The following is an 18,754-nucleotide window of genomic DNA, read 5'->3' as shown; positions in this document are numbered from 1 at the left end:
GCTCAGGCCCCCAGCAGGCTTTGCCCGCAGACGCGGACCACCTGCCCATTGATCCCGCCGGAACCCGGATGGGCCAGCCAGGCGATGGTTTCCGCCACGTCCACGGCCTGCCCGCCCTGGTTCATGGAGTTCATGCGCCGTCCCGCCTCGCGGATCAGCAGCGGGATCTTCGCGGTCATCTGGGTTTCGATGAACCCCGGGGCCACGCCGTTGACGGTGATCTGCTGGCGCGCCGCCAGGGGCGCCAGGTTCTGCACCAGGCCAATCACCCCGGCCTTGGAGGTGGCGTAGTTGCTTTGCCCGAGGTTGCCGGCGATTCCGGAAATCGACGAGACACAGACGATCCGTCCCCCCGGGTTCAGGCCCTGGCCCTCCAGCAGCGCCTGGCTCAGTAGCAGCGGTGCTTCCAGGTTGACGGCCATGACCTTGCGCCAAGCGGCTTCGGTCATCTTCGCCAGGGTCTTGTCCTGGGTGATGCCGGCGTTGTGCACGACGATATCGAAAGCACCGTGCTCACCGACGAACTCCAGCAGCCGCTGCCCGGCACCAGAAGCGGTGATGTCCAGGGCCAGGGCGCTGCCCTTGAGGCCCGCTGCCGCCTGCTGCAACTCAGCCTCGACCTGGGGAATGTCCAGGCACACCACCTGGGCGCCTTCCCGGGCCAGGACCTGGGCAATGGCCAGGCCAATGCCGCGACAGGCCCCCGTGACCAGGGCCCGCCGGCCCTCCAGTGGCTGGGCCCAGTCGATGTGCCGGGGCACATCCACCGGCTCGCCGATGCGCACCACCTGACCCGAGACATAGGCCGAACGACGGGACAGGAAAAACCGCAGGCTGCTGTCCAGTTCAGCTTCGGCACCGGGCTCGACATACAGCAGTTGCGCGGTAATGGCCCGGCGCAACTCCTTGCCCAGGGAGCGCACGAAACCCTCCAGGGCCCGCTGCGCCACGGCCTGGGCCAGCGCCTTGCAGTGCTCCGGCGGCGTGCCCAGCACCAGCACCCGACCGTGGGCGGTCAGGCGCCGGACATTGGCATGGAAGAAGCGGTACAGCTCATCGAGCTGGGCGATATCCGCCAGCCCGCTGGCGTCGAAGACCAGGCCCTGGACCTTCACGGTCGAGGGCGCGTTGATGCTTGCGGCCTGGGCCGCCACGGTGTCGGTGGCGGCGAAGATCCGTTGCAGCTCGCCCAGAAGGCGCCCCTCGGGCGCCGCGGCGAGGACCACCGGGTTGATCAGGTTGCCGCCCTGCCCCTCGCGCTGGCGTTGCAGCGGCAGCGGTTGCGGCAGGCCGGTCCGTTGGGCCAGCCAGCGGCCCCACCCGGAATTGACGAACGAAAGATAACCGTCAGACATAAAGAGATCCCGATCCAATCCAGTAGAGGCTCAATAGGCCGAATCGCTGGCCAGCACCGCGTCTTCGCTGCTGGCGGCACGTTTGCGCGAGGCCGGCTTGGCGCTTTGCTCGAAGTGCGCCTGACGCTGTTGCAAGGCTTCCAGCAGCCCGAAGTCCTGGGGGAAGTCGTCGACCTGGATCGCGTGATCGCCGTATTCCACGTAACGACTGAGCAGCTCGTCTTCGTCCTGGCTGATCAACTGCTGTTCCAGAGCCTGGACCCGCCACACGCCGAAGGCCTCGCGGGAGATCGGCAACGGCGCCAGGGCGCCCTGCTTGATCGCCGGCTTGAGCCGGGCCTCGATCAGTTCCACTTGCGGTTGCAGGCGGAACGCCAGTTCGCCGTAGGCCAGTTTGTCGATGTCCGGTTGCGGGATGTAGGAGTCGGCCAACAGGCGGTCCCGGGTGGCACCTGGGGTTTGCACCAGCTCGGCCACCTCGGCCAGCAAGCGGTCGCTGGGTTTGTGCTGGGGAATGCCCAGGGGGAAGCTCAGACCACGAATAATCCGCGCCGCCGCTCTGGACGGATAGTTGTCCAGCACCTCGGCCAGGGCTTCATGGGCCCGCAGCAGGGCATCCTGGGCCGCCCAATGCACCAGCGGCAGATCGGCCTGGGGCCGGCCATCGTCCTCGAAACGCTTCAGCACGCAGGACAGGATGTACAGCTGGGAAAGAATGTCCCCCAGGCGTCCGGTGATGCTTTCCTTGCGCTTGAGGGCACCGCCCAGCACGCCCATGGAAATGTCCGAAGCCAGGGCCAGCACCACCGACAGACGCTGGATCTGCCGGTAATAGCCAGCCAGGGCCTTGTCGGTGTTGGCCGGGGCTTTGATCAGGCGGCCGCCGGTCAGGGCATGCACCGCGGCGCGCACAGTGTTGGCGCAGACAAAGCTGATATGGCCGAACATGGCGCTGTCGAACGCTTCCAGGCCTTTGCGTCCACCATCGCGAGCGGCTTCCATTTCACGGAACACATAAGGATGGCAACGGATCAGCCCCTGGCCGTAGATGATCAGGCAGCGGGTCATGATGTTCGCGCCTTCCACGGTGATGGCAATCGGGCTTTGCTGGTAGGCCCGGGCCAGGAAGTTGTTGGGGCCCATGCAGATGCCCTTGCCGGCGACGATGTCCATGCCGTCGTTGACGATGGCCCGGGCCCGCTCGGTGACGTGGTATTTGGCAATCGCCGAGATCACCGAAGGTTTCTCGCCGGCATCCAGGGACGCCACCGAAACCTTGCGCACCGCATCGCAGGCATACAGGTGCCCGGCCATGCGCGCCAACGGCGCCTGCACCCCTTCGAACTTGCCGATGGGCAAGCCGAACTGCTTGCGCATCGCCGCGTAGGCGGTGGTGCCGCGCACCGCCACCTTGCCCAGGCCGACGTTGGCCGACGGCAGGGAAATGGCGCGCCCGGCGGCCAGGCACTCCATCAGCATGCGCCAGCCGTTGCCCACCTGGGCGCCGCCGCCGATCACCCATTCCAGGGGAATGAACACATCCTTGCCGGTGGTCGGGCCGTTCTGGAACACCGCGTTCAGCGGCCAGTGGCGACGCCCGGTATTGACCCCCGGATGGGTGGTGGGAATCAGTGCGCAGGTAATCCCCAGGCTGCCCTTGCTGCCCAGCAGGCCGTCCGGGTCTTCGGCGCGAAACGCCAGGCCCAGCACCGTGGCGATGGGGCCCAGGGTGATGTAGCGCTTGTCCCAGGTGACGCGAAAGCCCAGCACCTCCTGGCCTTCGAACTGGCCCTTGCACACCACCCCGACGTCGGGAATGGCCCCGGCGTCGGAACCGGCATAGGGGCTGGTCAGGGCAAAGCACGGAATGTCTTCGCCGCGAGCCAGGCGCGGCAGGTAATGCTGGCGCTGGGCCTCGGTGCCGTAGTGCAGCAATAGCTCGGCCGGGCCCAGGGAGTTGGGCACCATCACCGAGATCGCCGCCGCCGAGCAGCGGGTCGAGAGCTTCATCACCACCTGGGAATGGGCGTAATGGGAGAAGCCTTTGCCGCCGTACTGCTTGGGAATGATCATCCCCAGAAAGCCCGCGTCCTTGGTGTATTGCCAGGCCTTGGGCGACAGGTCCTGCCAGATCTGGGTGGTTTCCCAGTCGTTGGCCATGTTGCACAGGGTTTCCACTTCGTTGTCCATGAACGCCTGTTCTTCGGCGCTCAGGCTGGCCGGGGCGGCCTGCAGCAGGCGCGGCCAGTCGGGCTTGCCGCTGAACAGCTCGGCGTCCCACCAGACCGTGCCGGACTCGATGGCGGCGCGCTCGGTGTCGGACATGACCGGCATGATCTTGCGAAACATGGCCAGGGCGCGGCGGGTGAGCAAGGCACGGCGCAGGGGCTTGATGCTCAGCAGCGCGGCCGGCGTCAGCACCAGCAGCACGCCGAGGGTCAGTCCCAGGGTGCCCACCAGATTGAACAGATAACCTGCCGCCAGCCATACCAGGCCGCCGCCCAGCCACAGGGCCGCGGCGGCCTGGCGATAGGCCAGTGCACAGGCTGCGGCGAGTCCCACCAATAACCAGACAATCATGGAATACCTCTCTTGTTCTAACGAGACAACCACTGGGAGCCCGGGCGTTGTGCCGACCCCTCGACGATCACCCTACAAAGGAAAGAAGCATGTTTCAAATTTTATTTTTAAATATTATTTTGAGTGTTTTCGGTAACGCATAACGGCTGAACGATGTCAGCCAAAGGTTGGAAAAGCAGGCAGGTCGAGACGGGTCCTGAGGTGACCCGTCCAGCCAACGGCAGTCGCACACTCCCTTGGTACTGCCGTTATCTCAAGGCATGGATGAAGCGCGAGACCTCAGAAGTGATAGGTCGCGGAGAGACTCACCACTTCGCCTTTGGAGTCGACTTTACCGTCGATGGTGGAACCGCCGAGACGGTCGACGTTGACGGTCTTGAGCTTGGCCTCTTTGACGAACTGTCGGGAATAGGCGCCGTCGATAGTCAGCCCGGGAATGGCCTTGATGTCATAGCCAAAACCGATGGAAGTGAACCAGCGATCGTTATCCGGAATCCGTGGGTCACGGGTCGAATTGCGAGTCGGGGTCTGGTCGAAGGCCACACCGGCGCGCAGGGTCAGCTCATCGGTGAAGCGATAGTCGCCACCCAGGGAGTACATCATCGAGTCCTTGTAGTTGTAAGGAATCGCCACCAGGGTGTTGCCATCAGACTTCAGCGTCAGGTCCTTGAACGACGACCACTGGGTCCAGAGCAGACTGGCACCCATGGTGAAGCGATCGTTGAACACGTGGACCCAGTCCAGGCCGGCGGTGGCCGGAATGTCCAGTTGGGTACTGGCGTTGGCGCCATCGGGGTTTAGCTTGAGGCCCGGATAGGCCAGTTCGGTCAGGGTTTCACCGTTGGGACCGGCCGGCTGGGTCATGAAATTGCGGCCCAGGGCGTCGGCACGAATGTTGTACTTGCCCTCCATCTTGTTCTTGATCTTGGCGTGATAGTTCAGGCCCAGGGTGTCCTGCTCGGTGGGTTTCCAGGTGATGCCGGTGAACCAGCCGACCGAGGTGTTATCGACCTTGACCCGCATCAGGTTGGAGCCAATGCCCGAGGGCGCTCCAGGAAGCACCGACATGCCCGCCGAACCACTGACGTTGAGGTTCTGGCTGACGAAGCCCTTGCTGTGCTGCACGATGACCCCGGCACCGATGGAGAAGTCCTCACGGACCTTGAACGACAGGGCCCCAGTGAGGCCGACAGTCTCAATCTTGGTATCCACGGCGAAGTCACGACCTTTCCAGCCTTCGTCCCAGGTGCTGCGCATGCCCAAGGGCACGACCTGGCTGAGGCCAAAAGCAAAGCGATCGTTGATCGGCATCACCATGAAACCGGTGGGCAACCAGGCGGTGAAACCACCTTCCCCGCCATCGCCGGTCAGGGGCATCGCCGCGCCGCTGGGAGCGCCGGTGTCATCCACGGGAGTGATGGAGGCCGGATTCCCCTGATAGTCGTTGACGTTGCCTTTGAACTTCATCTTGATCCGCGCGTAATCCACGGTCATCTGTGCCACGTTGTGATCGATGAACGCCATGGCCGCCGGGTTGTTGTACGCAGCACTGGGATCATTCTTGAACAGCGAACCACCACCAAACGCCCGACCCCAGCCTGGAGCGCCATAGGTCGGAGTAGAGAAACCACCCGCCTGCACCGACCCGGAACCGATCAGGCCACCCAGCACCGCCAAGCCAATAGCGGCCTGGATCTTGTGTTTCTTATTATTCATGCCCCACTCCTTATTATTATCGACCGCGATCGGCCACCACCGACCCAGGGCGTTGCAACAGGCGCCTCAAACGAGGCGCCTGTTTTTTCAGCAAGTGATCAACAGGCTGAAGTCAGATCAACTTCAAGGGGTTACGGTGAAGGCTGGGTTCGGCTTGACGCTCAACGCCGTGATTTTGCAACTGCCGACGGATTGCGCCGAAGGAATGCTCAGGGTGTTGGTGGCGTTGTTCCAAGTGGCGTTGATGGTCACCGGCGTGCTGCTGCAGTTGGAGAGGATCTTGAAGTTGACCCCGGTCACGGTGCCCGCGGTAGCGCTGGAGGCGGTCAGGGTCCAAGGCAGGTTCAGCAGAACCGGCACGCCGCACAGCGAGTTGCTACCGCTGACGGTGGCGCCGGTGATCGAGGCATTGGAGCCGTCGGCCGCCACGGTACCGGTGAAGTTGATGTTGCAATTGACCGGAATCCCAAACGATGCCGGCGAAGACACCGAGATGGTGCCCGGTGCCGAGAAGGACGCACCGGCAGGTGCAATGGTGGCAGCGTTGGCCATCGACGCGGCGCCCAGGCAGATGGCGAAAGAAGCTACGGATACCAGAGTCTTGATGCTTTGCATTGTTGTTTTCCTCAAGATTTAGGCAACAGGCAGTTGCCAGGGGGTTATCAGCCTCGCCAGGGTGTCGATGACGCCATCGGCTCTCCAGTTCGACCGAATTCGGTGCTGGAGCACGCTATGGCGATACCGACCGGGCTTGAGCTGCCGGCGCTTTCGGACTACTTGATCGCACGTTCATCAGCGTCCCTCCATGGAATCTGTTGTGACTCAGGGCGCAACCCGGAACGTGGGCGGCATCTGGATCGATACGGTCTTGATGGTGCAGCCGCCCTCAAGGCTGACCTGGGTCGCCTCCAGCTTGCCGGTGCGGTTGTTCCAACTGCCTTCGGCGGTGCTCGGCCCGCAATCGCCGCCCACCAGGGGGGCGTGTACGGTGACCTGGATGCCGGACATGGCGCCGCTGGTTTCATCCTTGGCAATCAGCTTCCAGGGCAGGTGCGTGGCTTCCACCTGGCCACACTTGAGGCCGCCGCTGAAGTCGACTTTCTCGACGCTGGCGAAGCTGCCGTCGGGGCTGACCTTGCCGCTGACCTGGATGGTGCAGTCGGCATTGATGATGCTTTTGGCGAAGCTGATGGGCCCTTTGGCGGTGAACTCGGTGTTGGCCGGCTCGATGCGCGCCGCATCGGCGGCGCCCATCAGTGACACACCCAGCATGACCACGAACAGACGGGCAGCGAGCAGAGGTGAAATAGACATCCGTGACTTCCTTACAGTTGCTTATTGTTGTTGTCGGTCAACGTGTTCAAGGACTTCTGTATTCGGGGCTCACCCTTCAAGCAGGCAAACGCAGGCGGTTCACGGGCACTTGAAGGAGTGAGCGGTCCAACTAAAGAGCGGTGTCTCAATCGGTGTCGGTGAAACCGTATTGCTTGAGCAGTTCGGCACGCTTGGCCGGATGCAGGTTGGCCAACCGCACATCCCCCGAGTAATGGGCCAGGACCCGGTGGTCCATCAGTCGCCGCCAGAGCGCCGGCACATAGGCCCAGACGATCATGGTGGCGTAGCCATAGGGCAGTTGCGGGGACTCGTCGAAGTGGCGCAAGGCCTGGTACGAACGGGTCGGGTTGGCATGGTGGTCAGAGTGACGCTGCAGCTGGAACAGGAAGATGTTGGTGACGATGCGGTTGCTGTTCCAGGAATGACGTGGCGAGCAGCGCTCATACCGGCCGTTGGGCTGTTTCTGCCGCAGCAGACCGTAGTGCTCGACGTAGTTCACCACTTCCAGCAGGGAGAAACCGTAGATGCCCTGGATCACCAGGAAGGGAATCACTGCCGCGCCGAGCCAGGCGATCAGCACGCCCCAAAGCACCACGCTGTACAGCCAGGCACTGAGCACGCCGTTCTTCCAGTGCAGGGTCGGCAGTCCGAGCTTGTGCAGGCGCTCGCTTTCCAGGTGCCAGGCCGAGCGCAGGCTGAACCACACGGTGCGCGGCAGGAAACTCCAGAACGACTCGCCAAGGCGCGAGCTGGCCGGATCTTCAGGGGTCGCCACGCGAACGTGATGGCCACGGTTGTGTTCGACGAAGAAGTGCCCGTAGAAGGTCGAGGCCAGGGCCAGTTTGGCCAGGAACTTGGCCATCCCGCGGTTCTTGTGCCCCAGCTCATGGGCAATGTTGATGGCGATACCGGTGGCGGCACCGGTGGACATGGCCATGCCCAGGTAAGTGAACCAGCCGACGCTGCCATGCAGTTGCGCACGGTCGGTCAGAAAGGCCGCGAAGCTCGCCAGGCTGCCCTGCAGGTGCAGCTGTTCACTAAGCTGCAACAAGCCACCGGCCATGATCCAGTCGACCCCCTTGATGGCCATCCAGGCGGTGACTACCAGGGACACCACCGAGAGCACGGCGCAGCTGTAGACGATGAAACGGTAGTAGGGTTGTTTTTCCAGATCGGGAACCGCGGACTCCGGCGGGTTGCTGGCGTCCTCTCCGAGCAGGCCGTCAATCAGGGGAATCAGGCCGAAGATCACCACCACCCCGCTCCACCAGAACACCTGGACACCGGTGGTCAGTGCGAACAGGCCTGCGAGCAAAGGGGTGATCATCGGCAAGGTGCCCAGCCACCAGAGGTGACGCTTGCCATCGGTCCAGACGCCGGGTGCCGCCACGGAGACAGTCATGGCAGCCTCCGCAGGATGGCCGTCGGCAGGGATGCCATAGAGGACAGCGCGACGGCGCTGTACGGAGCGTGAACAGACGAAAAAACAAAAGCGTGAAATGGCGTTATTTTCATTATTTTAATCGCTCAATTGCACTTTCAAAAAAAACATTCAAAACATTTTTTTAAAAAAATAGCTCGGGTTCGTTAGCTCGTCAACTATTTTCTCGGTCTGTTTTGAATGTCGCCCGTGAAGCCTTTACAGCTGCTGCCAGAGTCGTTGCGCGACGATCGCAATCTCCATCTACAACGCCCCTAGCCTGCTCGGGATGCCGCGAACGGCGGGCGCAGCACGGTGGCGCTGCGCTGCGGTGCGGCTTGTGCAGCAATGTGCTCGACCATGACCACCACTCGCTCGACGGCGCTGATGGGCAGCATGTGCCCTCGACCTGGAACGATCTCAAGTTGCAGCCCCGGCACCTTGCCCACCATGGCCTCGCCATGCCGGCGGTAATTGAGTATCGAGTCCGCCGAACCATAGATCAGCCCCACCGGCAGCTTCAGGCTGGGGTAGCGCTTGACCATGCCCGGCAAGGCGCGATTGACCACCGCGATCTCGCTGGAGGCGTTATAGAAGTTGTCCGAACGCATCCCCAGCAAGCCGCCGCCACGCTCGGCGAAGTCCTCGGGCACCGGGTCCGGGGCGAATATCGCCTTCACCAGACCGCGACGACCGAGCATCGCCATGGGCGCCGCCAGGGTCAGGGACATCCAGCGACGCAGGAAGGCCGGACGTACTCCAAGGGACAGGAACACCCAGGGCAGCATGCGTTGCGGATGAGTCAAGGGCGCCACCAGGATCAGCCCGGACACCGATTGCGGATGATCCAGCGCCAAAGACAAGGCCACGGCGCCGCCCAGGGAATGCCCGAGTACCAGCGGCTGCCCCAGGTCCAGGGTGCGAATGAACTTGGCCACCAGACTGGCCTGGGCCGGCAGGTCCGCCGCCGCACCGCGGGCCCGTGTGGAATAGCCTGAGCCGGGGCGGTCGAGGGTGATCACCCGGAACCGTTCACGCAACTGCGGCGCCAGGGAGTGGGTCAGGTTGCGACCGCAACCGGACAGGCCATGGATCATCAGCAGTGCCGGGCCGCGGCCCTCGTCGGTGTAGTGCAGGCGTTCACCGCCGACTTCGAGAAAGCGCCCGTTGATCGGCACCTGGCGTTCGATCCTGCGGTTGATACGCAAGCTCACCACCCAAAGCACCGCGCTGACCGCCAGAAATACCGCCGCCGCTACCAGCCACTGCATAACCCGTCCCCTCAGCTTCCCTGCGCCGCGCTGCAGGACCAGGATGATCCGCCGCAGTGGCTGTCGCCTTGGCCCGGTAGCGCCTGTGGCGTCTCATTCCGGCTCCGGATGAGCCCTGCAAGATCCACAAGCGAATGGCGTTGGTGACTTTTTCAGGCGATTTATTTAAATTAATTTTTAAAACATTATTTTAAATTGTGCAATCCTGAGGTTTCACTCACCGACGAAAGTCACCCCAAGCATCACCACAATCGAGGTACACACCATGAATGCGTACTCGCCACCCAACGACCCCGAGGTCGTTGACATTGCCATCATCGGCGCCGGCTTCGCCGGGCTGTGCATGGCGATCAAGCTCAAGCAAGCCGGGCTGCAAGACTTCCTGGTCGCCGAACAAGCCGCGTCCCTGGGGGGCACCTGGCGCGACAATCACTACCCCGGCTGCGCCTGCGACGTGCAATCCCACGTTTACTCCTTTTCCTTTGCGCCCAACCCGAACTGGACCCGGCAGTTCGCGCCCCAGGCGGAAATCCGCGAGTACCTGGAGAACTGCGCCAGGGACTTCGCCCTGGCGCCCTTTCTGCACTTCAACATGGGCCTGGAGCAGGCGGTCTTCGATGAGGTTTCAGAGCGCTGGCAACTGAGGTTCGGCAATGGCCGCAAGGTCAGCGCGCGGGTGCTGGTGTCCGGCATGGGCGGCCTTTCGCGTCCGGCGATCCCGCAGATTCCCGGCCTGGACACCTTCACCGGCAAGCGCTTTCACTCCCAGCAGTGGGACCATCGCTACTCCCTGCAAGGCAAGCGTGTGGCGGTGATAGGCACGGGTGCCAGTGCCATTCAGTTCGTCCCGAAAATCGCTCCCCGGGTGGCGCAGCTCAAGCTGTTCCAGCGCACCCCGCCGTGGATCATGCCCAAGCCCGACCGCCCGCTCAGCGCGGCGGAACGCTGGGCCTTCAAGCACCTGCCCTTCACCCAGCGGCTGGTGCGCTCGGCGCTGTACTGGGCCCTGGAAAGCCGGGTGATCGCCTTCGCCCGCAGGCCGAAACTGATGAGAGTGGTACAGCGCGTGGCCCTGCGGCACCTGCGCAAGCAAGTCGCCGATCCGCTCCTGCGCCAACGCCTGACGCCCGACTACACCATCGGCTGCAAGCGCATCCTGATTTCCAACGACTACTACCCGGCCCTCTCCCGAGGCAATGTGGGGGTCATCAGCGATGCCATCCAGCGCATCGACAGCGATGCCGTGATCACCGCCGACGGCACCCGCCACCCGGTGGACTGCATCATCTTCGGCACCGGCTTCCAGGCCACCGACCCGATTCCCCAGGGCCTGCTCTTCGGCCGTCGGGGCCAGGACCTGATGGACGCCTGGTCCGGGGGCGCCCATGCCTACCTCGGCACCTGCCTGCCGGGCTTTCCCAACTTGTTCATGATCGTCGGCCCCAACACCGGTCTTGGGCACAACTCGATGATCCTGATGATCGAGGCTCAGGTGGACTACATCCTCAAGGCCCTGGAACGGATGCGCCTGGACGGCATCGCCAGCCTGGAGGTCAAGCCCCAGGTCGAGAGCCAGTACAACCAGCGTCTGCAACAGCGCCTGGCCGGGGCCATCTGGTCCACCGGCGGTTGCCGCAGCTGGTACCTGGACCCCCGCAGCGGCCAGAACACCACCCTCTGGCCCGGCTCTACCTGGAGCTTCAGGAAGACCGTGCAGCACTTCCAGCTCCAGGACTACCTGACCACTCACCTGCTCCACCCCGGGACTGCCGCCACGCCGGCCGCAGCGCGCCCGTTGAACCTGCAAGAGGCCGCCATCGATGAAAAATTTTAACGGTAAAGTCGCGGCCATCACCGGCGCCGCCTCCGGCATGGGGCGTGCCCTGGCCATTGCCCTGGCCCGCGAGGGTTGCCACCTGGCCCTGGCCGACAAGAACCCCCAGGGACTGGCCCAGACCGTGACCCAGGCCCGGGCCGCGACCTTGCTGCCATTGCGCATCAGCAGCCAGGAACTGGACGTCGGCGACCGCCAAGCGATGTTCGCCTGGGCCGCCGCCAGCGCCGCCGAACACGGGCAGATCAACCTGATCTTCAACAATGCCGGTGTGGCCCTGTCCAGCACTGTGGAAGGTTCGAGCCTGGCGGACCTGGAGTGGATCGTCGACGTCAATTTCTGGGGCGTAGTCCACGGCACCCAGGCCTTCCTGCCCTACCTCAAGCAATCCGGCGACGGCCACATCATCAACACCTCCAGCGTCTTCGGCCTGTTCTCCCAACCGGGCATGAGCGGCTACAACGCCACCAAGTTCGCCGTACGCGGCTTTACCGAATCCCTGCGCCAGGAGCTGGACCTGCAAGGCAACGGCGTCTCTGCCACTTGCGTGCACCCGGGCGGCATCCGTACCGATATTGCCCGCAGCAGCCGCATCAGCGACAACGTCAAGGGCTTCCTGATCGACAACGAACAGCAGGCCCGGGACGACTTCGAAAAGCTCTTCATCACCGGCGCCGAAACCGCCGCCAAGGTGATCCTGCACGGGGTGCGCAAAAACAAGCGCCGGGTGCTGATCGGCCGCGATGCGCACTTCCTCGATCTGCTGGTGCGTCTGCTGCCCGGCGCCTATCAGGCCCTGGTGGTGTGGATCAGCCGGCGCATGGCGCCCAAGCCGGGCCAGGAACGGCCGGCAGTCTACGAGGCCCAGGACGAGCGCGGCCTGTAGCGCCGCGTACCCATTTCATGTCTAGAGGAGCGCCAGCCATGCTGCCCATCCGCCGCGACATCCAGGTCGAACTGCCTGCCGAACGTGCCTGCGACTGGCACGAACAAGGCAGCCACGTGAGCCACTTCTTCAATGCCCTGTCCCTGCTGTTTCCTGCCGGCGAGCTGTTCTTCATGGACAGCGTGCGCCATTACCGCGAGCAGATTCACGACCCCGAGCTCAAGCGCGAGATCCAGGGGTTCATTGGCCAGGAAGCCATGCACAGCCGCGAGCACGTGCGCTACAACGACTTGCTGCAGGACGCCGGGCTGCCGGCCCATTTGCTGGATCGGCGGCTGCGGATGATCCTCGACTTCCAGAAAAAACACTTTCCTGCGGCCTTCAACCTGGCCATCACTGTGGCCCTGGAACACTACACGGCGATCCTTGCCGACCTGCTGCTGCGCGACCCCAGCCGCTTCGGCGATTCGGTGGAAGGCTACCGGCAGATGTGGCTGTGGCACGCCCTGGAGGAAACCGAACACAAATCGGTGTCCTACGACGTCTTTAACAGCGTGCTCAAGCCCGGGCCCAAGCGCTACCTGATCCGCACCGGGACCATGCTCTTCACCACCCTGACCTTCTGGCTGGTGGTGTTCGACTTCCATGTGCGGATGCTCATCGCCGACCGCCGTCGCGGTGGCCACTGGCGCGGCCTGTGGCAGGTGATCAAGTACCTCTACGGTCCCAAGGGCGTGTTCCCGCGCATCGCCCTGCCCTGGCTGCAATTCTTCAAGCCGGGCTTCCATCCCTGGGACCACGACAACCGCGAGCAGCTGCAACGCATCGACGGCCTGGTGCAAGAGATCGAACGCACCCGCGCCGCCGTGGCGGCCAAGTGACCGGCCAAGTGGGCAGCCGTGACACGCCGCAACAGCGGCGTGCCATGAGCGCCTGCACGCACGCCAGGGGCTGCTAACCTGCAGCGCACCCTTTGTGCTGCGAGCGCGCGCCATGATCCTGATCCTGCTGCCCCACGCCGACTACGACCCCACCGAAAGCAGCCTGCCCTGGCAGGCCGCCAGGGACGCGGGCTTTGACGCGCAATTCGCCACGCCCCTGGGGTTCCCGGCCTACGCCGACTCGCGCCTGGTGAGCCTGGGCTTCGGCCCACTCAACCCGCTGTTGATGACCCCCGCCGCCGACCTTGAGCACTACCACAGCATGACCCGCGACCCGGCGTTTCTCAGCCCCCTGAACTATGCCGACGTCGATCCGCAAGCCTTCGAGGGCCTGCTGATTCCGGGCGGGCATGCCCGGGGCATGCGCAGCCTGCTGGAGTCCGCGGATGTGAGGCGAATCATCCTGGCGTTCTTCAAGGCCGACAAACCCGTGGCCGCGGTGTGTCACGGCCCACTCGCGCTGGCCCGCTGCATCGACCCCGACAGCGGGCGCTCGGTGCTCTACGGACGCAAGGTCACCGCCCTGCTCGCAGGCCCCATGGAACTGGCGGCCTGGATCGTCACCGCGCCGTGGCTGGGGCGCTATTACCGCACCTACGACCACAGCGTCGAGCACGAGATCAAGCAGGTACTGGCCAGCCCGGCGGATTTTCTTTCCGGGCCCTGGCTGCCGCGCCGGGATTCAGCGCAGCACCCCGAGCGCGGCTTTGTGGTGCGCGACCGCAACCTGCTGACCGCGCGTTGGCCGGGAGACTGTCACCGCTTTGCCGAGGAGTGGGTGAACCTGCTGCAAGAGGCCCGTCAGGCCCAGGTTCAGCCGGAGCAGAGCAGCGCTGACCCGGCTTGAAGGCGTGGCGACACGCACGACTGTCTCCATGACCTGTTCGCCGACAAGCCGGCGCCTGCGGGAGAGGGAGCCGGATCAGGCATGGGACCAGCGTCGGTGCAGGCCACGGGCCAGGGCGTCGAGGGCAAACCCCAGCACGCCAATCAACAGCACCATGGCCATCAGTTCCGAGTAGGCCAGGCGGTCCCGGGTGTCGAGGATGAAGTAGCCCAGGCCGGCGCTGACACCGAGCATTTCGCAAGGCACCAGGACGATCCAGAGGATGCCGATGGACAGTCGCACCCCGGTCAGGACATGCCCCACCACCCCGGGCAAGATCACCTTGCGCAAGGTTTCCCAGCGGGTGGCGCTGAGGCTGCGGCTCAGTTGCAGCCAGCGCGGGTCCAGTTGACGCACGCCGGCCGCGGTGTTGAGCAGGATCGGCCACAGGGCGGCAAACGCCAGGAGGAAGTAGATCGGTTGGTCCCCTACCCCCATCAGCATCACCACCACGGGCATCCAGGACAGCGGCGAGATCATCCGCAAGAACTGGAACGCCGGGGTGGTCGCCGCCTCCAGGTGCCGGTAGCTGCCCACCAGCAGACCCAGGGGCACACCGATCAGCAAGGCCAGGAGCAGCCCGACCAAGATGCGCTTGAGGCTCACCAGCACATGCTCATACAGCTCGCCGCGCCCCAGCAGTTCCACCAGGCTGGCGAAGGTCGCCTCGGGGGAGAAACGCGCCGCCAGGCCATTGCCGCCTCCCAGCAGGTGCACCCCCAGCCACCAGCCCAGCAGCAGGCTCAGCAGCCCCGCCAGGCCCAGGACCCAATGGCTCAGGGAGGAAGGTTGCTTGCCCATCAAAGACCAAACTCCTCGCTGCGTTCGAAGCTGTCCGCCAGGCCGAACGCCTTGAGCCCGCCCACTGCGGCGATGGCGTTGCGCACAAAGCGATCGTCCACCAGGTCCTGGGCGGTGTGCACCGGGTCGAGGTTGGCGAGAAAGCCCTTGTCGCCCTCGATCAGGGTGTCCTTGAGGCGCTTGACCAGTTCCTCGGTGTAACTGGGAAACGGATACGGCTGGAAGTCGATGCGCGACTCGTCCCAGTGGCTGTGCTGGATCGCACCGCTGGCCAGGTAGGCCTCGCGGTCGCTGGCCGCCGGCGCCAGCACTCGATTGAGGACCTGGGGCGCATGGGGCGTGTAGCGATTGCTGCCGTCCTTGGACAGCAACTGCGCAGCCTCGGCGCGGTTATCCCGGGTCCAGAGCTGAGCCTTGACGATGGCGTTGACCACTTTCTGCGACCACTCGGGGCGCTGGTTCAGGTCGTGCTCATGCATGAACACCACGCAGCAGGCGTGATTGCGCCAGACGTCCCCGGTAAAGCGCTGTACCCGCCCCACCTTGAGCTCTTCGGCCAGGGCGTTGAAGGGCTCGGCGACGATGTAGCCGGCAATGCGCTGGCTGGCCAGGGCCGGCGGCATGTCCGATGGCGGCAGCACCAGCAGGTTGACCTCGTTGGCCCCCAGGGCGCTGCCAGCGGCCTTGCTCACCGGCACCAGGCCGTTGTCGCGAAACAGTTGCTGCACCACCACGTTGTGGATCGAGTACCAGAACGGAATCGCCACCGACTTTCCCGCCAATTGCTTGATCTCGGTAATGCCCGGGGCCACGGTCAGGCCGGAGCCGCCGACATGGTTCCAGGCCACCACCTTGGCCGGCACCCGGCTGCCATAGCGGGCCCAGACGGTCATCGGCGACAGCAGGTGAATGACATTGACCTGCCCGGAAATGAACGCCTCGATCACCTGCGCCCAGCTGCGCAGCAGCACCGGGCGTTCGGCCTTGATGCCCTCGGCCTCGAACAGGCCGTTGTTGTGGGCCACCAGCAAGGGCGTGGCGTCGGTGATCGGCAGGTAGCCTATGCGTACCGGCGCATCCGGCTCCTGGGCAGCGCGGGCGTGCAGGCTGTTGAGCAGCGGCAAGGCGCCGCCGGCGGTCAGCAGCGCGCTGAGTTTGAGGAAGTCACGACGCGTGTGAGTGAAGTCGTCCAGGCACATGGTCAATCTCCGACGGTGCAGGCAATGGGGAATTAAGGGGGTTGCGGCTCGCCCGCCGAAGGGTTTTGAGAATCTCGATACGCAAGGCGCCCAGCTCCTCGATCCGTTCGGCACGGGGCGCCGGCAGGTCGATGTGCCACTGGCCGAGGGTGCGCGCCGGGCTGTTACCCAGTAGCAGCACCCGATCGGACAACAGCAGGGCTTCGTCGATGTCGTGGGTGATCAGCAGTGCGGCCGTGCGGTGCTGGCCGATCACCTTGAGCAGCAGTTGCTGCATGTCGGCCCGGGTCACCTCGTCCAGGGCGCCGAAGGGTTCGTCCAACAGCAAGACTTGCGGCTGCCGGGCCAGGCAGCGGGCCAGGGCGGTGCGCTGGGCCATGCCGCCGGAAAGCTGGGCCGGGTACTGTCGACGGGCATGGTCCAGGCCAACGGCGGCGATGGCGTGGTCGATACGGGCCTGGCGCTGCGTCTGGCTCAAGTGCGGCTGGCGGGCAAAATCCAGGCCGAAGGCGACGTTGTGCTCCAGGGTCAGCCAGGGCAACAGGCTGGGGTCCTGGAAGGCCACCGCGACCCGAGGATGAGGACCGCTGAGCACTTCTCCCAGCAGGCTGACCTGCCCCTTGTTGGGCTGCTGCAGGCCGGCCAGGACCCGCAACAGGCTGGACTTGCCGACACCGCTGGGGCCGAGGATGGACACCACCTCACCGGCTTGCAGTTGCAGCTCGAAGTCTTCCAGCACCACGTGCCAGCCCTCGGCCCCGGGATAGCCCAGGCTGATGTTCTGCGCATTCAACAACGGGCTCATGCTGCGTTACGCGCCTGGCGCTGCAGTTCGGCACGCAATTGCACCAGGCTTGGCGTGACGATGGGCACAAAGGCCGACTCGCGCCAGCGCCGGGCAAAGCCGCTGCCGAATTCATTCAGGTAGGCCTTGCCCCCACTGGCCTGCAACTCCAGTTGCACGGCGTTGGCAGTGGCCTCGGCCAAGGCGATGCGCACCCGGAACAGCGCTGCGGGCTGGGTCAGGAAACGCCCGTCGAGCAAACCCTCCTTGAGTTCGGCAACGGTCTGTTCCAGGTGCTGGCGCTGCTCGTGCAACGGCTCCATGAGAATCGAGCGGGCACCCTGGACATGGCTTTCCACTTCGCCAAGAGCCCGGCGCGCCAGGCCGATGGCCAGGGCACATTGCAGACCGAGAAAGGCCGGGCGCACGGCTGGCAGGAAGACTCGGGCGTCCTCGTGCAGCAGCCAGTCTCGCGGAACCTGCACCTGACTCAAGTCCAGGGCCGCGGTGTTGCTCGATTGCAGGCCCATCAGTTGCAGGTCGTCGGAGCGCTGCAGCCCGGGCAAGGCATCGGGGAGTGCCAGGATAAAGGGCGCACCGCCCTCCTCGTGCTCGATGGCCGCCGCCACCACAAAACCGCTCTTGCGCAGGTTGGTGACCCAGTGCAGGCGGCCGTTGAGGCTCCAGCCCTGGCCCTGGTCCCGCGCCTTGACTTGCAGCGCCTCGATCCCGGACAGGAACTTCATGGCGTTGGACAGCCCGGTGGCCCCGGCCAGCTCGCCACTGAGCAACGAGGGCAGCAAGCGCTCGCGCAGCGCCTGGTTGGGACTGTGCAGCAGGTATTCGATAAAGGCCCGCTGGCCCCAGAACACGAAGGCGGCCGCCAGGGAGTGACTGGCCACCGCGGCCATGACTTCCAGGGCATCGGTCAGGTCGCCGCCGCTGCCTCCCAGTTCCTGGTCGATGCCGACCCGCAGCACGTCGGCCCCGGCCAGTCGAGCGAGTACCTGCTGGGGATCGCAGTGACCCTGGTCCAGCGCCTGGGCCTGGGCATCCAGCCATTCACTCAAGTGCGCACTGAGCATGTGGTTTTCTCCTTGAAGGGGGCGCCGTTGGATAACCGGCGCCTTGAATCATTGACCTTGGGCCGACCAGCGATACTGGGCCAGCTCGGGGTTCAGTTCGGTCCCGGCGAACACATTGGCAAAATTGCACAGGGTCGCCAGGCTGATGCCCAGGATCACTTCCAGGGCGTTGCCTTCGCTGTACCCTGCGGCCTTGAACCGGGCATAGCCCTGGTCGCTGACCTTGCCCCGGGTGGCGATCACTTCCCGGGCGAAGGCCGCCAGGGCTTCCAGACGAGCCTCGGGCAAGCTGCTCTGCTCACGCAGGGCGCTGACCACCGGGTCCGGGAGTTTGGCCTTGTTCAGGGCCACCGCGGTATGACCTGCGACACAGAAATCGCAGCCATGGGTGGTGGCGGCGATCAACTGCACCACCTCCCGCTCCGCCAGGCTCAGATCAGCCTTGGCGTTGAGGCCCGAGACCGTGACGTAGGTCTCCAGGGCGGCCGGGGCGTTGGCCAGGATGCCCAGCAGGTTGGGAATGTAGCCGGAATTTTTCAGGGCATTTTCAAGAAATGGCCGAGCGGCTTCTGGGGCGCTGTGCAAGGTGTGTAGAGTGACGCGGGACATGGAGTGGACTCCTGGTATGTAGGTGTGCGTCAAGTCTGTTGGTTATAAGAAT

General features: G+C 64.5%; 16 protein-coding genes. 4 read left to right on the top strand and 12 right to left on the bottom strand.

Annotated features, from left to right (window positions below):
• Positions 1–2: 2 nt before the first annotated feature.
• From J5M73_RS06225 to J5M73_RS06195, 7 genes are all read right to left on the bottom strand, one after another.
• The gene (locus tag J5M73_RS06225; protein ID WP_207815113.1) at positions 3–1,355 is read right to left on the bottom strand and encodes a 3-oxoacyl-ACP reductase; all 1,353 of its coding nucleotides are present in this window, start codon (positions 1,353–1,355) and stop codon (positions 3–5) included.
• A 30-nt stretch (positions 1,356–1,385) separates the two neighbouring features.
• Positions 1,386–3,935 carry an acyl-CoA dehydrogenase gene (locus tag J5M73_RS06220; RefSeq protein ID WP_207815112.1) on the bottom strand — a complete coding sequence of 850 codons (2,550 nt, stop codon included), beginning with the start codon at positions 3,933–3,935 and terminating at the stop codon, positions 1,386–1,388.
• A gap of 279 nt (positions 3,936–4,214) precedes the next feature.
• Positions 4,215–5,651, bottom strand: coding sequence for an outer membrane protein transport protein (locus J5M73_RS06215; RefSeq protein ID WP_102865102.1), 1,437 nt, complete (start codon positions 5,649–5,651; stop codon positions 4,215–4,217).
• A 123-nt stretch (positions 5,652–5,774) separates the two neighbouring features.
• Positions 5,775–6,266 (bottom strand): alkane oxidation protein activator PraB, encoded by a 492-nt coding sequence (praB, locus tag J5M73_RS06210; RefSeq protein ID WP_102865103.1) that lies wholly within the window; start codon positions 6,264–6,266, stop codon positions 5,775–5,777.
• 207 nt (positions 6,267–6,473) lie between these two features.
• A complete protein-coding gene (praA, locus tag J5M73_RS06205; RefSeq protein WP_102865104.1) occupies positions 6,474–6,965 on the bottom strand; it encodes an alkane oxidation protein activator PraA in 492 nt (163 codons plus the stop codon).
• 145 nt (positions 6,966–7,110) lie between these two features.
• Complete coding sequence (locus J5M73_RS06200) at positions 7,111–8,388, bottom strand: alkane 1-monooxygenase (RefSeq protein ID WP_207167875.1); 1,278 nt, start codon at positions 8,386–8,388, stop codon at positions 7,111–7,113.
• 293 nt (positions 8,389–8,681) lie between these two features.
• Positions 8,682–9,677, bottom strand: coding sequence for an alpha/beta hydrolase (locus J5M73_RS06195; RefSeq protein WP_207815111.1), 996 nt, complete (start codon positions 9,675–9,677; stop codon positions 8,682–8,684).
• A 265-nt stretch (positions 9,678–9,942) separates the two neighbouring features.
• Between J5M73_RS06195 and J5M73_RS06190 the strand changes: the two genes are divergently transcribed.
• From J5M73_RS06190 to J5M73_RS06175, 4 genes are all read left to right on the top strand, one after another.
• Positions 9,943–11,511: an NAD(P)/FAD-dependent oxidoreductase gene (locus J5M73_RS06190; protein WP_102865107.1), complete on the top strand. Its 1,569-nt coding sequence runs from the start codon at positions 9,943–9,945 to the stop codon at positions 11,509–11,511.
• The gene (locus J5M73_RS06185) at positions 11,498–12,397 is read left to right on the top strand and encodes an SDR family NAD(P)-dependent oxidoreductase (RefSeq protein WP_102865108.1); all 900 of its coding nucleotides are present in this window, start codon (positions 11,498–11,500) and stop codon (positions 12,395–12,397) included. The genes J5M73_RS06190 and J5M73_RS06185 overlap by 14 nt, the downstream gene beginning before the upstream one ends.
• Positions 12,398–12,435: 38 nt before the next feature.
• A complete protein-coding gene (locus tag J5M73_RS06180) occupies positions 12,436–13,278 on the top strand; it encodes a metal-dependent hydrolase (RefSeq protein WP_102865109.1) in 843 nt (280 codons plus the stop codon).
• 112 nt (positions 13,279–13,390) lie between these two features.
• A complete protein-coding gene (locus J5M73_RS06175) occupies positions 13,391–14,185 on the top strand; it encodes a type 1 glutamine amidotransferase domain-containing protein (RefSeq protein ID WP_115579993.1) in 795 nt (264 codons plus the stop codon).
• 75 nt (positions 14,186–14,260) lie between these two features.
• Here J5M73_RS06175 and J5M73_RS06170 read toward each other — a convergent pair whose 3' ends face one another.
• The 5 genes from J5M73_RS06170 to J5M73_RS06150 are packed head-to-tail and all read right to left on the bottom strand — an operon-like array spanning position 14,261 to position 18,702.
• A complete protein-coding gene (locus J5M73_RS06170) occupies positions 14,261–15,025 on the bottom strand; it encodes an ABC transporter permease (protein WP_102865111.1) in 765 nt (254 codons plus the stop codon).
• A complete protein-coding gene (locus J5M73_RS06165; RefSeq protein WP_115579992.1) occupies positions 15,025–16,224 on the bottom strand; it encodes an ABC transporter substrate-binding protein in 1,200 nt (399 codons plus the stop codon). The genes J5M73_RS06170 and J5M73_RS06165 overlap by 1 nt, the downstream gene beginning before the upstream one ends.
• Entirely contained in the window at positions 16,190–17,029 is an 840-nt protein-coding gene (locus J5M73_RS06160; protein ID WP_115579991.1) for an ABC transporter ATP-binding protein, read from the bottom strand. The genes J5M73_RS06165 and J5M73_RS06160 overlap by 35 nt, the downstream gene beginning before the upstream one ends.
• Positions 17,026–18,093 (bottom strand): acyl-CoA dehydrogenase family protein, encoded by a 1,068-nt coding sequence (locus J5M73_RS06155; protein ID WP_207815110.1) that lies wholly within the window; start codon positions 18,091–18,093, stop codon positions 17,026–17,028. The genes J5M73_RS06160 and J5M73_RS06155 overlap by 4 nt, the downstream gene beginning before the upstream one ends.
• 48 nt (positions 18,094–18,141) lie before the next feature.
• Complete coding sequence (locus J5M73_RS06150; RefSeq protein ID WP_102865115.1) at positions 18,142–18,702, bottom strand: carboxymuconolactone decarboxylase family protein; 561 nt, start codon at positions 18,700–18,702, stop codon at positions 18,142–18,144.
• Between the last annotated feature and the right edge of the window lie 52 nt (positions 18,703–18,754).

This window comes from Pseudomonas sp. 50_B (assembly GCF_017491625.1).
In the GTDB taxonomy this organism is placed as follows: domain Bacteria; phylum Pseudomonadota; class Gammaproteobacteria; order Pseudomonadales; family Pseudomonadaceae; genus Aquipseudomonas; species Aquipseudomonas danubii.
The sequence above is the reverse complement of the archived record's forward strand: the minus strand, read 5'-3'. Positions and strand labels throughout refer to the sequence as shown.